This window comes from Facklamia hominis CCUG 36813 (assembly GCF_000301035.1).
GTDB lineage: Bacteria > Bacillota > Bacilli > Lactobacillales > Aerococcaceae > Facklamia > Facklamia hominis.
Map to the genome: position 1 here is coordinate 1,219,468 of NZ_JH932292.1, position 14,443 is coordinate 1,233,910.

The 14,443-nt window shown below is 34.8% G+C and carries 13 protein-coding genes; 2 read left to right on the plus strand and 11 right to left on the minus strand.

What is annotated here, in order from left to right:
• Entirely contained in the window at positions 1-357 is a 357-nt protein-coding gene (locus HMPREF9706_RS05640; protein WP_006908396.1) for a MerR family transcriptional regulator, read from the minus strand.
• 195 nt (positions 358-552) lie between these two features.
• Between HMPREF9706_RS05640 and HMPREF9706_RS05645 the strand changes: the two genes are divergently transcribed.
• Together HMPREF9706_RS05645 and HMPREF9706_RS05650 are read left to right on the plus strand one after the other, a co-directional pair.
• Positions 553-1,467 carry a C39 family peptidase gene (locus tag HMPREF9706_RS05645; RefSeq protein ID WP_006908397.1) on the plus strand — a complete coding sequence of 305 codons (915 nt, stop codon included), beginning with the start codon at positions 553-555 and terminating at the stop codon, positions 1,465-1,467.
• A gap of 24 nt (positions 1,468-1,491) precedes the next feature.
• Complete coding sequence (locus HMPREF9706_RS05650; RefSeq protein WP_006908398.1) at positions 1,492-2,355, plus strand: cation diffusion facilitator family transporter; 864 nt, start codon at positions 1,492-1,494, stop codon at positions 2,353-2,355.
• A gap of 64 nt (positions 2,356-2,419) precedes the next feature.
• On the opposite strand, the gene HMPREF9706_RS05655 is transcribed toward HMPREF9706_RS05650, so the two are convergent.
• The 10 genes from HMPREF9706_RS05655 to gyrB all read right to left on the minus strand — a co-directional run bounded on the left by HMPREF9706_RS05655 (position 2,420) and on the right by gyrB (position 14,443).
• Positions 2,420-3,607 carry an acetyl-CoA C-acetyltransferase gene (locus HMPREF9706_RS05655; RefSeq protein WP_006908399.1) on the minus strand — a complete coding sequence of 396 codons (1,188 nt, stop codon included), beginning with the start codon at positions 3,605-3,607 and terminating at the stop codon, positions 2,420-2,422.
• A 14-nt stretch (positions 3,608-3,621) separates the two neighbouring features.
• The gene (locus HMPREF9706_RS05660) at positions 3,622-4,488 is read right to left on the minus strand and encodes a hypothetical protein (protein ID WP_006908400.1); all 867 of its coding nucleotides are present in this window, start codon (positions 4,486-4,488) and stop codon (positions 3,622-3,624) included.
• Between the two features lie 180 nt (positions 4,489-4,668).
• Positions 4,669-6,033 carry a replicative DNA helicase gene (gene dnaB / locus HMPREF9706_RS05665; protein WP_006908401.1) on the minus strand — a complete coding sequence of 455 codons (1,365 nt, stop codon included), beginning with the start codon at positions 6,031-6,033 and terminating at the stop codon, positions 4,669-4,671.
• 18 nt (positions 6,034-6,051) lie between these two features.
• A complete protein-coding gene (rplI, locus tag HMPREF9706_RS05670) occupies positions 6,052-6,504 on the minus strand; it encodes a 50S ribosomal protein L9 (RefSeq protein ID WP_006908402.1) in 453 nt (150 codons plus the stop codon).
• 2 nt (positions 6,505-6,506) lie between these two features.
• Positions 6,507-8,507 (minus strand): GGDEF domain-containing protein, encoded by a 2,001-nt coding sequence (locus HMPREF9706_RS05675; RefSeq protein WP_006908403.1) that lies wholly within the window; start codon positions 8,505-8,507, stop codon positions 6,507-6,509.
• Between the two features lie 138 nt (positions 8,508-8,645).
• Positions 8,646-8,879, minus strand: coding sequence for a 30S ribosomal protein S18 (rpsR, locus tag HMPREF9706_RS05680; protein WP_006908404.1), 234 nt, complete (start codon positions 8,877-8,879; stop codon positions 8,646-8,648).
• 18 nt (positions 8,880-8,897) lie between these two features.
• Complete coding sequence (gene ssb, locus HMPREF9706_RS05685) at positions 8,898-9,428, minus strand: single-stranded DNA-binding protein (protein WP_006908405.1); 531 nt, start codon at positions 9,426-9,428, stop codon at positions 8,898-8,900.
• Positions 9,429-9,466: 38 nt separating this feature from the next.
• The gene (gene rpsF, locus HMPREF9706_RS05690; RefSeq protein WP_006908406.1) at positions 9,467-9,766 is read right to left on the minus strand and encodes a 30S ribosomal protein S6; all 300 of its coding nucleotides are present in this window, start codon (positions 9,764-9,766) and stop codon (positions 9,467-9,469) included.
• Positions 9,767-9,927: 161 nt separating this feature from the next.
• Positions 9,928-12,504, minus strand: coding sequence for a DNA gyrase subunit A (gene gyrA, locus HMPREF9706_RS05695; RefSeq protein ID WP_006908407.1), 2,577 nt, complete (start codon positions 12,502-12,504; stop codon positions 9,928-9,930).
• A gap of 19 nt (positions 12,505-12,523) precedes the next feature.
• Complete coding sequence (gene gyrB, locus HMPREF9706_RS05700; RefSeq protein WP_006908408.1) at positions 12,524-14,443, minus strand: DNA topoisomerase (ATP-hydrolyzing) subunit B; 1,920 nt, start codon at positions 14,441-14,443, stop codon at positions 12,524-12,526.

The following is a 14,443-nucleotide window of genomic DNA, read 5'->3' on the forward strand; positions in this document are numbered from 1 at the left end:
TTAAATTTCATAATCACTTAAAAAACGATTTTGTGCCTGCATTTCACTGTACAATATCCGCCGAACATCGTCATCAGTCAAAGGTCTTTGATGATGATTTTTTAAATTTATTTTTTCCTGTTCAAAACGACGTTTGATTCCTTCTAGGCTCATCCCTTCCTCCATCAACTCTTTGATATCCAGAATTCGATCCAAGTCATTTAAGGAGTACAGTCGTCGGTTTGTCTTTGACCGTTGTGGTTGAATCAATTGATATTTTTCAAGATAACGAACTTGTCTGGCCGACATTTCAGTAATTTCCATAACTGTCCCAATTGGAAAAATCGGACGTAATTTACGTTTAACCTTATCTTTCAAGCCTTTTCCTCCCTAAATTTAGTCACAGTATAAAACTTAGATTTATGATGCGTCAAAGATAATATAACATTATGTGTCATATTATCTTACATTATAAATTTATTTCGCAAAAAAGTCATGCAAAATGTTTTTTAATTCAAATTAACTTATGCTATGATAATATGGAACTTCTGTTACATAATAAGGAGGAAGTCAATGTTGAATCATTTCCAAAAAAAACGACAGATTTCAAATCTGCTATCTACAATAATCATAGTTATAGCATGTCTGTCTGTCGTCTATCTTTGTTACTTTAGCAATCATATGGAAACAGATGTAGAAAAATCAATATCTCCACAAACTGATCAAGTTTCAGATAATAATCAACCATCCCATACTGAAGAGAACGACTTAGCAAAGATTATTCACGATTATCGCTTTGATAATGGAAACAAAGCAACAATCAAAAAACTCATCAAAAATATTATTAATACTAACTACCATGGAGAATTTTTAAGTGCACAAAGTGATCTAGTTACACTTTTTGAATCAAGTCCTTACGAATTGAAAAATATCAGTAATTATGTGTTACCTGATTTTCCAGCTTCTTGGACTCATCATGGTAACAATCAAATAAATATCCCGTTATACCTACAAAATGACCCTCAATTTGCAAACCTTTCCTACGGAACAGATGGCAGTCAATCTATTGCCGAAAACGGTTGTGCCATCGTTTCACTAGCAATGGTTGACTCCTATTTATCAAAAAAAGAAGTATTACCCAAAGATGTTCTTAAATGGGCTAAAAATGATTATTATGAAGAACGCGCGGGAACTTCTTGGCGTATTTTCTCTGATTATGCGATGGCCCATGATCTTACCTTTTACAATTACGGAAATAACTTTGCTCAAGCCATGCAAGCACTGAATGAAGGGCAGGTTGTTATTGCTTCAGTCTCTCCAGGATTTTTTACGGAAGTGGGTCATATCATTGTCATCCGTGGTTATCAAAATGGCTTTGTCTATGTCAATGATCCCAATGATGATATTGAAAAAATGCATAGCCTGCAGGCTATCCCTGAATCTACCTTGATTGAAGAAGGTATTAATTATTGGTCTTTCTCCAACTAATCCAAATATAAACGAGGGAAAATCATGAAAACTTCTTTTAAAATAGCCACTCAAGGTGCAATGATAAGTATTTTCGTGTATCTTTTTTTAGCGATTAGCAAACTTGTAGTCGCAAACATTTTCCAAGCAGGGTCACTTAAGGCCGATGGGTTAAATAATTTAACCGATATTTTTTCTTCGGCCTTTGTACTACTTGGTATCTATTTTGCCAGTCGACCTGCAGATCGTGAACATCGATTTGGACACGAAAAATATGAACTTCTAGCCTCCTTTGTTGTTTCATTGATGATGTTTTCAATTGGCGTTCAAGTATGTTGGGAAGCATTGAGTCGTATCTTTCATCCCTTAGAAAGTCGCAATTCTATCATCGTCTATCTTACAACCTTTGCTTCAATCTCTGTACTCTATTTAACCCAATTCATCATTGGTCGTATGGCTAAATCATCAAAATCAATTGCTCTAAAAGCAACCAGTCAGGATATGAAAAATGACTTTTATGTTTCTCTAGCTACTTTATTTGGAGCCTTAATGGTTAATTTAAAGCTGCCTCTATTCGATGTTTTAGTTTCTCTATTAGTCGGGTTAAGCATTTTAAAATCTGCTTATGATCTTTTTATGGAATCAAGTTTTTCATTATCTGATGGATTCGATCCAGAACTCCTCAAAGAATATAAACAAGCAGTCTGTAACCATCCTCAAGTTATACAAGTCAAATCTATTCGTGGTCGCCAATCAAGTCATTCTATTTATCTTGATATCGTCATTTTGTTAGACCCAGACTTATCAGTATTAAAATCTCACCAAATCACTGAAGAAATTGAAGAAATTTTAACACTTAAATACCAAATCGATGATATTGATATTCATGTTGAACCCTATATTCCATAAAAAAGGGATGTCCCACTTAGCTAAAATGCTAAGCGATACATCCCTTTTAATATATAATTAAGCTTTACTCTCTTTCTAAAATAAGAGCATTCCCTTGACCACCACCAATACATAATGAGGCTAAACCATATTTTACTTGTTGGCGTTTCATTTCATAAAGTAAGGTCACAAGGATTCGACTCCCACTACAACCAATTGCATGTCCTAAAGAAATTGCTCCACCATTGACATTAACACAATCTCTAGGCCAATTTAATTCCTTTAAACAACTCAAGCACTGAGCAGCAAAAGCCTCATTTAATTCAAATAAATCAATATCTTTAGACTGTAATTGGGCGGCTGTCAAAGCCTCTAAACTTGCTTTAACCGGGCCCATCCCCATCGCTTGTGGATCCAGTCCAGATTTTCCAGAAGACCTGATACTAGCTAAGATCGGCAATCCCAACTCCCTAGCCTTTTGTCTACTTGCCAAAACAAGGCAGGCCGCGCCATCATTTATAGGTGACGCATTGCCAGCGGTCACACTACCCTCTTTTTTAAAAACTGGCTTTAATTTCTGTAGAGCTTCTAAAGTCTGGCCATGCCGGATCCCTTCATCTTCTGAAAATATAGTTTGCTCCTTCTTTTTATTTGTCACTTTTATAGGAATGATTTCATCAACAAACTTTAATTCCTTTTGAGCTTTTTCAGCTTTTTGATGACTACTTAAAGCAAAAAGATCCTGGTCCTTTCTAGATATTTGATAATGTTCGGCTAAGTACTCGGCAGTTAATCCCATATGATTTAAGCTAAAAGCATCTGTTAATCCATCAACTAAAATAGAGTCATATACTTGTTGGTGACCTAATTTACTACCCCAACGTTGATTCGTTAAATAATATGGAGCTTGAGACATGTTTTCACAGCCTCCAACCACGACTAATTCATTTTCTCCAACCTCAATTGACTGAGCACCTAACATCACTGCTTTCATTCCTGAACCACAGACCTGACTAACAGTATAAGCAGGAACCGTAACTGGAAGTCCTGCTTTGATGCTAATCTGTCGAGCCATATTTTGACCAAGTCCTGCACTTATAACATTCCCAAAGATCACCTCATCATATTCTTCTTTAGGAATTGCTAATAAATCTAATATCCCCTGAACTAATTGGCTTCCTATTTCCACAGCACTTAAATCCTTCAAACTACCTCCAAAACGACCAACGGCTGTCCGTTTTGCGGCTACGATAACTACGTCTTTATATTCCATATTATCTCCTCTATTTATTTAAAAATTGTTTCTAAATAATTTTTACTCCGTACTGTTTGATTTAATTGAACAGATTTTAATTCTGCTTTTATTTCTTTGTATGTCATTTTTAAATTTTGATCACTTTCTACTTCAATAAGATCTTGATTTAAGATTTCTATTAATTTTGCATGCTTTTGTTCAGTGATCAACATAAGTTGTTGTTGCTGATCGAGTAATTGATGTAATCCCTTGATTTGTTCATTCTTTGTTTGTAACTCAGACATTAGTCTTTCCATTTCTGCATGTTCTTGATCTACCCATACAGATAATTGATCTTTAACTACTTCTTGGATATAGCTAAAAATCATCGTCTGATTTTCTAAGTTCAATTTATTAGATTCTACTCGTCCTTCTCTTTTCTCATCTTTCAAAATTTCATTTGTGATCTTATCTTGTTTCGAAAACTCACTGTCAACTTGCTTATTATCCTTAGGTAAATGAGGAAGGTTTTTCGCTATTTCTTTTGAACTATCTTTAACACTTTCTTCATGATCTAAAACAAGAGCAATTTCTCTAGCTAATTCTGGATCATAAGTAAAGTCAGGAGATTCATTTCCTTCTTGGTTAACTACTTGAATCTCACTTTCTAGAGAATGATCCTCGAAAATTGGATTGTTTTCCTGAACACTTTTATCTACTTTATCTGATTGATTTTTAGTAGGTAACACCGTATCGGTCATAAAGCTTTTTAAAAAATCTTGTTGTTCAGGAGAAAAAACAAGCTTATTATCCTCATAAATTTTATCTTTCGAATTTATTTTCTTTGCATGGTAATAAATTAGCTGCCGAGTTACACCTAATTCATCCGCAAATTCTTGAGCTGTTAATTTTTTTGTCATTTTCCGCCACCTTTTCCACTGTAAAAGACTCTCATCTATTTTAACCAAAATCATCTTATTTTTTCAAGTTCAATTTGTCACTTACTATGTAAAAAGAGGATTTGACAATAATGCCAAATCCTCTTTAAATTATTATTAATAAAAAAGTACTTTTTACAATTCATACTTTACTTAATCTAACTACTCAGTTTTAAATGATAGTGATGAAAACTTATTATATTCCTTTTTAAATAGTAATTTGACGGTGTCTCTCGCGCCAGCTCGATTTTTGGCAATAATCACTTCTACTACATTATCCGGAAGATCGTCTTGTTTGTCGGGTTCTTCTTCATCTTTCTGATGATAATCATCTCGATAAAGAAAAGCAACAATATCTGCATCTTGCTCAATAGAACCAGATTCTCGAATATCTGATAGTATAGGGCGTTTGTTCTGTCTTTGCTCCAACCCCCGAGACAGTTGGGACAATGCTAGTACAGGGACTCCTAGTTCTTTAGCAAGCTTTTTGAGTTGTCTTGAAATTTCAGACACCTCCTGTTGCCGATTTTCTCGCCCATTTCCATCGATTAATTGTAAATAGTCAATAACAATTAATCCTAAATTAGGATTTTCTTGCTTTAGACGTCGGCATTTAGCTCGAATCTCAGATACTTTAATTCCTGCTGAATCATCAATAAAAATAGGAGCATCCTTTAGTGTATCAGTAGCTACCGTTAAGCTTGACCATTCATCATCAGTAAGTTGACCTGTTCTTAAGTTAGAAGCATTGATATTTCCCTCTGCACAAATCATTCGGTAGACCATATCTAGCGCATTCATTTCTAAAGAAAAGATAACAACAGGAATTGAAAAACGAGTAGCAACATTTTGTGCAATATTCAAAGCAAATGCAGTTTTACCTACTGAAGGTCTTGCAGCCAAGATAATTAACTGATCAGGTTGAAAACCAGCCGTTAACTTATCTAGTTCAATATATCCACTCGGTAAACCAACAATATCTTTTTTTTCTTCTGATAATTTAACAATCTTTTCAAACGCTTCAACAACCATTTTATGCATATCTCTTGGTCGATCATCTTGTGATCCTTCACCAATTGATAAAATCCATCTTTCACTTTGATCAATAATCGATTCAATATCCTCTGATTCCTCATATGCTATCTTAGAAATACGTTTAGAAGTATTGATTAATTGACGTAATAGTGATTTTGTTTGTACGATCTTAGCATACTGTTCTATGTTCGCTGTTGTTGGTACATAGGCTGCTAAATTAATAATGGCTTCTTGCCCACCTACTGTCTCTAATTGATCTAAAGCATCTAACTGATCAATCAACATCAAAGTATCTACACTACCCTCACGATCATAGATACGTTCAATCGCTGAATAAATTAATTGATGGCTCACTTTATAAAAATCAGACTCATTTAAGATTGGTGCAACACTGGCATATTTTATAGGATCTAAAAGAAGACCACCTAGGACGGACCTTTCTGCGTCAAGATTTTGAGGGGGTGTCTGAGCGATTTGTTCAAAATTTTCCATGAAATCCCCCCTAATAACCTATTGTTCTTCAACCTTTACTCGGATAGTTGCCATCACATCTGGATGCAACTTAACTGGTACTTGATGAAATCCTAGAGATGAAAGATTTTCAGACAATTCGATTTTTCGCCGATCCACTTTAAGCTTATATTGTTTTTCAAGTTCTTGAGATATTTGCTTAGATGGAATTGTTCCAAATAGTCGGCCATCTTCACCTGTTTTGGCTGTAATCACTACTACTGTTGAATCAGATTCTATTTTTTCCTTTAGTTCCTTTGCTTCCTGTAACTGTTCTTTTGCTAATTTTTCTTTAGCTTTATTATGTGCTTTCAATTCTGACATATTTCCAGCATCAGCTACTTTTGCTAATCCATTTTTTATCAGATAGTTATTCGCATATCCATCTGGAACATCAATAACTTGTCCTTTTTTACCTTTTTTTCGAACATCTTGTAATAAAATTACTTTCACTATTATTCCTCTCTTTCCTTAATCACTTGAATCAATTGATCTTTTACTTCTGCTAATGTTTTTCCAGTAATTTGAGTCGCTGCATTGGATAAATGACCGCCACCACCTAAAGCCTCCATAATCGTTTGAACATTAACACTTCCTAAACTACGTGCTGAAATTCCTACTTCGTCTGCCTTCCTTCGATAAATGACAAATGAAGCATCAACATGATCAATCCCAAGCATCTCATCAGCAGTTTGTGCAGCTGTTACATTATCTAATATCGCTTCCTCATCACTAAGAGTAATGGCATGACCTGAATCGAGCAACTCCATTTTTTCTATTAATCGGTTTCTAGCAGTTATAGTTTCTAAACTCTCTTTAAGTAAATATTGAATTTTAACAGAGTCTGCTCCTTTAGCTTTCAAATAAGCAGCTGCTTGAAAAGTCCGAGACCCTGTTCTTAATGAAAATTGATTAGTATCTACCACAATTCCTGATAATAATGCTGTCGCAATCATATCATCAACTTTACTATTTCCTTCTTCTACAAATTCAAAATATTCGGTTACTAATTCAGACGCAGAAGATGCCGATGGTTCCAAATAAGTCAATACAGAATTTGATAAACAGTCCTCAGAACGACGATGGTGATCAATAATAACCGTGTCATGATCATTAATATATGGTTCTGCTTCTGAAAGTGTTGGACGATGATGATCTACCAATATAAATAAAGTCTTAGTTTTTAGAAATTCATTTAAACTATCATGAGTAATAAAGAATTGATCATAGTTTTCCTTAAAATAATTATCACTTAGTAATTCTGTAATATCATGATTTAATTCACTTTGATTAATAATAATGCGAGCTTCTTTTTTCCATGATTGACATATTTGATAAATGCCTAATGCTGATCCAATTGAATCCGTATCTGGAAAGCGATGCCCAGCAATCACTACATTATCTGCTGAGGCAACACTTGATTTAAGAGCCTGAAAGAATAACTTAACTCGAATATCTGATCTCTTTTCAGTATGACTTGTATTGCCACCGTAAAAATTAGCCTTACCTTCAATAGCTCTTACAACTACTTGGTCACCTCCACGTCCTAATGCTAAATCTAGATTACTTCTAGCCTGATTTGATACTAAAATCATATCTTGCTTAATTTCCTGAGTATACGCTAAACCTAAAGCCATCGATAACGGAATATTTTTTTCTTCATAACTTTTTCGAATCATTTCAAATGATTGAAATTTTTCTTTCTCTAAAATATTAAGATCAGCTTTTGTTAAAAGCAACATAAATCGATCTTCATCTGTTGGTTTTAAAAAGATATTGTATTGGTCTGCCCAATGATGTAAATCACTGATTAATTCTGATTCGAACTTTGCACTTTTCTCATCATCCATAGCATATAGAAGATCATCGTAATCATCCAACAGTAAGCTTCCCATAACTACAATTGTACTATCGGTCGCTTCTTGCATTTCTCGATCATAGGTAATGTCGTAAAGATAAATCGCATGGTATTTCGCATGGTGAAGAATTCTATAATAACCATGTGATAATGAAATTTCTTGCCACTCATCCATTGACGTCTGATTAAGAACTGGAACTAATTTAGGGTCTATCGACTCTAAGGATTGACCAATAATATCTTCAACTTCCATAATTTCTTGCATTTTTGGATTTACCCAAGAAATTCGATTGGCTTCATCATAAATTAAAACGCCAATTGGAGCATGGTAAATAGCATATTCCTGTGATAAAGAAACATCTTTTGATAACTGATTAGCCATCAAAGTAATATCCCTTAGGAAACTCTTATACTTAAAAGAAAAAAACAAAATTGTAATCATCAAAAAGATCACTAACATCCATGTAATTCGAATATCTATCCATAGAGAAACAACGCATATTGATAAATAAATTGCCAATAAGGTATAAATTTGCCAAGAGATTTCTAGAGAATGGAAATATTCAAAAAAAATCTTCAATTTTTCTTTAATAATCACAGTTCACCTCTTTTTCTGTTCAGTAATTATTTTAACATAGATCGAATTAAATCACTATCTATGCAGGTGAATGTTTCACATGAAACGTATATATTAAAAAATGTCATCTCTATACGAAAGAGATGACATTTATATTGATTAATCTTTAACGGTGAATGGTAACAATGCCATTACACGTGCACGTTTAATGGCCGTTGTTAAAGTACGTTGATGTTTCGCACAAGTACCTGTAACACGACGAGGTAAAATTTTACCTTTTTCTGAAATGTAGCGTTTAAGTAGATCTGTATCTTTATAATCAATATGATCGATATGATTTGCACAGAAATAACATACTTTTCTTCTACGTCTTCCTCCGCGACGTTGTGCCATAATATTCCTCCTTATCTCCTAGAAAGGTAAATCATCCTCCGAAATATCATTTCTTGGACTTGCTGAGAATGAATCCTGATCATTAAAATTGAAATTTGGACTAAAATCAAAGCCTGACTGATTTTGGTTAGATTGATTGCTAGGTGTTGAGGGACCAGCAGTTTGATTTGATTGATAATTAGAGTTCGTAGCATACCCTTGATTATGATCAACCGGTCTTTGATCAGTAACTGATTTAGGCTCTAATAAGTGAAAATTATTCACGACTACTTCAGTTACATATACTCTCTGACCCTGTTTATTTTCATAATTTCTCGTCTGAATACGACCTTCTACACCAATCAACGAACCTTTACGCGTAAAATTCGCTAAGTTCTCTGCTGATTTTCGCCAAATCACACAATTAATAAAATCCGCTTCACGTTCACCTTGCTGATTGGTGAAAGAGCGATTAACAGCAATTGTAAAAGAACCAACAGCAGTTCCTTGAGCTGTAAAACGTAATTCAACTTCTCTAGTTAAACGACCTACAAGCTGTACTGTGTTCATCTTCCATACCTCCTACAAGTGTTTCACGTGAAACATAACTAATCTTCTAACTTAATAATCATATGGCGTAAGATATCACGATTGATACGTGCTAGACGATCAAATTCGTTTACTCCTTCAGCATTTTCTGCATTAACATTGATTAAGTGATAGATTCCTTCACGATAATCGTTAATTTCGTATGCTAAACGTCTCTTAGCCCAGTCTTTTGATTCTACAACTTCCGATCCATGATCAGTAAGAACTTGGTCAAAACGAGAAATTAATTCTTGTTTTGCTTCATCGTTCATATCAGGACGAATAATATAAAGAATTTCATATTTTGTTGCTTGACTCATGACTGCACCTCCTTTTGGTCTTATGGCTCCATAGAGCAAGGAGTTGCTAGCTAAATAGCTAATAACTCACATTTATTTATTTTATCATACTGATTAAACTAATTCAATAATTTTCCCTATAAAAATATGAGGCTAGGAAAAAATCCCGCCTCATTATGCTATTATATACGATCTAAATCATCATCGTTTTCGGCTCGATCCAATAACTGGTCAACTAATGACTGATCGTGATCATTCACTTCAACTTGAGCATCCTCATCAAACTTCTGATTTGATTCAGAAGCTTCACCAATTGCAACCATTTTTTCAACGATCGCTTCTTCATCTAAACGGATTACTTTAACACCTAGAGTGTCTCTCGATGAGACTGAAATATCTTTCACACAAATACGAATGACAATCCCAGTATTCGTCATTATCATTAAATCTTCATGACCTTCAATGCAAAGCATTGCTGCTAATTTACCACTCTTAGCAGATATTTTAGCAGTCTTAACACCTTTTCCGCCACGGTATCTTAAAGCATATTCTTCAACAGGAGTCTTCTTACCATAACCATTTTCGCTAACAACCAGTATTTGATGATCCTCTTTAAGAATATCTGCTCCAATAATATAATCGCCTTTTCTTAAAGACATTCCTTTAACACCTGCTGCCGGACGTCCCATAACACGAACGTCTTCTTGGTCAAAACTAACGGCGTAACCTTCATGAGAAGCTAAAATAATATTTGATGTTTCATCTGTTAATAAAACATGCCTTAATTCATCACCTTCATTGAGACCCATAGCAATCAAACCATTAACTCTAATATTATAAAATTCTTCAACACTAGTTCGCTTTACACGACCGTTCTTTGTAACAAAGAAAAGATACCTTTGTTTATCTTTTGATTCATCTTGAACACGAACGTTAATAATTTCAAGTACTTGTTCGCCATCATCTAATTTTAAAAGATTAACTAACGGTAATCCCTTGGAAGCTCGACCATATTGAGGAATATCATACCCCTTAGCTTGATATACCTTACCATAATTTGTAAAGAATAGAAGTGTGTCATGAGTTGAAGTAGACACTAGACATTGAATAGTATCTTCTTCAGAAACACCCATTCCTTTAATACCTCGTCCTCCACGATTTTGTACCCTAAATTCATCTTCTAAGACACGTTTAATATATCCAGTACGAGTAAGCATCAACAATATATCTTCTTCATCAATTAAATCTTCATCTTCTAAATTCTGTATTTCACGAGCTTGAATCTGTGTACGCCTTGGATCATTGAATCTTTTTTGAATATCTAATAATTCATCATAAATTAATTCATAAATACGTTCTTGGGAAGATAGAATATCGCTTAATCGCTGAATCAGTTGTCTTAAATCATTTAATTCTTGATCGATTTTTTCTCTTTCTAATCCAGTTAAGCGAACCAATCTCATATCTAATATAGCTTGAGCTTGAATATCTGAAAATTTAAAACGATGAATTAATTCTTCCTTAGCAGCACTTGGTTCATGTGAAGAGCGAATAATATCAATAATTTCATCAATTACATCTAAGGCTTTTTGTAATCCTTCAACAATATGAGCACGGTCTTCCGCCTTTTTCTTTTCAAAACGCGTCCGCCTTGTAATTACTTCTTCTTGGTGAGCCAAATATTTTTCCAAAATTTCTTTTAAATTAAGTACCTTTGGAACACCATGGTCAATTGCTAACATATTAATGCCAAAATTTGTCTGAAGAGCTGTTTGTTTATATAAGTTATTTAAAACAACATCGACCGAGGTATCTCTTCTTACTTCTACAACAATTCTCATACCTTCACGGTTTGATTCGTCTGCGATATAAGTAATTCCATCTATTTTTTTCTCGCGTGCTAATTCAGCAATTCGTTCAACTAATTTTGCTTTATTAACACCATATGGGATTTCGGTAATCACAATCCGATCCTGATCTTTATATCGACCAAACTTTTCAATTTCTACTTGACCACGAATAATAATTTTTCCACGACCCGTTTTATACGCTTTTCGAATACCTGCTCGTCCCATAATGATTCCACCGGTTGGAAAGTCAGGTCCTTGAATCGCTTGCATCAAATCTTCGACACTAGCTTGGGGATTTTTCATAAGAATTTGAATAGCTGAAATAACCTCAGCTAAATTGTGTGAAGGAATGTTCGTTGTCATCCCCACTGCAATTCCAGATGCTCCATTTACCAATATATTAGGAAAACGGCTTGGTAAAACAACTGGTTCTTTTTCTTCTTGCGAATAATTATCTTGAAAATCAATAGTGTCTTTATTAATATCACGCAACATCTCTAAAGTTATTTTAGACATTCTTGCTTCGGTATAACGCATTGCTGCGGCTCCATCACCATCAATTGAACCAAAATTTCCGTGACCATCTACCAATACTTGACGATAAGAAAAGCTTTGAGCCATACGCACCATGGCATCATAAATAGCCGAATCTCCATGCGGATGGTATTTACCCATTACATCTCCAACAATCCGTGCTGACTTCTTATAGGGTTTGTCCGGAGTAACACCTAATTCATTCATCCCATAAAGAATTCGACGATGCACTGGCTTTAGTCCATCTCGAACATCCGGTAAAGCTCTTGCTACAATCACCGACATAGCATAATCAAGAAAGGAAGATTTCATCTCTTCAGGTAAACTGACCTCTTCAAAGCTTTGATTTTTTATATCAAAAGATTCCTCTGTCATTGATAACTCCTTTCAATCATTAGACGTCCAAATTGCGGACATAGACTGCATTTTGTTCGATAAACTCTCTTCTAGGTTGAACCTCTTCGCCCATTAACATATTCATAACTCGATTAGCTTCGTCAGCATCTTTCATTTTTACCTTTTGCATTCTTCGATTTGCAGGATTCATAGTCGTTTCCCAAAGCTGTTCTGCATTCATCTCTCCCAAACCCTTATAACGTTGTAATGAAAAACGAACATCGGGGTTTTCTTTTTGCCATTGATCTAACTGTTCATCCGTATCAAGGTAAAATTCTTTTTTACCTACTTTTAATTTGTATAAAGGTGGCAAAGCTATATAGACATAACCAGCTTCTAATAGAGGACGCATATAACGAAAAACCAAGGTCAATAAAAGGGTCCGAATATGAGCACCATCTACATCTGCATCAGTCATGATAATTAATTTATGATAGCGCGCTTTTTCCACATCAAAATCAGCACCAAAACCTGTCCCCATAGCCGTAAAAAGAGAACGAATTTCCATATTATTTAAGATTCTATCCATCGAGGCTTTTTCCACATTTAAAATTTTTCCACGAATTGGTAAGATCGCTTGATACAATCTTGAACGACCCTGTTTAGCAGACCCACCTGCTGAATCTCCTTCGACAATAAATAATTCACATTTTTCAGCATCTTTCGATGAACAATCAGCTAATTTACCAGGCAAATTAGCGATTTCTAAACCTGATTTTTTACGTGTTATTTCTCTAGCACGCTTAGCTGCATGACGTGCTTTCGAAGCTAGAATTCCTTTATCAACAATCGTTCGAGCAATTTTTGGATTTTCTAAAAGGAAAGTTTCAAAATGACTTGAGAAAAGACGATCAGTTACTGTACGAACTTCTGAATTTCCTAATTTAGTTTTGGTCTGTCCTTCGAACTGGGGGTCTGGATGTTTGATAGAAACAATAGCAACTAATCCTTCTCGTGTATCTTCACCAGTTAAATTGGACTCAGATTCTTTTATAAGATTAGCACGCCGAGCATAATCATTAATCACACGCGTTAAAGAGGTTTTGAATCCTGATTCATGCGTTCCACCTTCATGTGTATGAATATTATTGGCAAAAGAATTAATAATCGTTTCATAGGCAGTCGTATATTGTAAAGCAATTTCGACTGTAATTCCCTCTAACTCTCCTTCTAAATAAATTGGTTCAGAAAACAAAACTTCCTTATCTTCATTTAAATAACTGACATAAGATTTAATGCCGCCCTCATAAAAATAAGAAACTTCCTTTTCCCGATCCTCTCTCTTATCAACTAAAGTAATTCGTAAATTTTTATTTAAAAAAGCGAGTTCTCGAATACGTTCATTTAGAATATTAAATCGATATTCCGTAGTTTCGGTAAAAATAGTTGGGTCTGGAACAAAATTAACCCGCGTACCAGTTTCTTCGTGGTCTCCAATAACCTTTAATTCCGAAGTGATATTTCCTCTCTCAAACTCAATACGATATACTTTACCACTACGAGAAACTTCGACACTTAATTGAGAAGATAATGCATTAACAACTGAAGCACCAACTCCATGAAGTCCACCGGAAACTTTATAAGATCCGCCTCCAAATTTCCCACCAGCATGAAGCACGGTATAAACCGTTTCCACAGCAGGCCGTCCAGTTTTATGTTGAATATCAACTGGGATTCCCCGACCATTATCTGTTACCGTAATCGAATTGTTTTTTTCAATCGTTACCTCGATATGATTACAATAACCGGCTAAGGCTTCATCAATTGCGTTATCAACAATTTCCCATACTAAATGATGCAGCCCTTCTTCAGAAGTTGACCCGATATACATACCAGGTCTTTTACGAACCGCCTCAAGTCCTTCTAATACTTGAATTTGATCGGCATTATATTGACTTTCATTGTGATGATTTGCCAT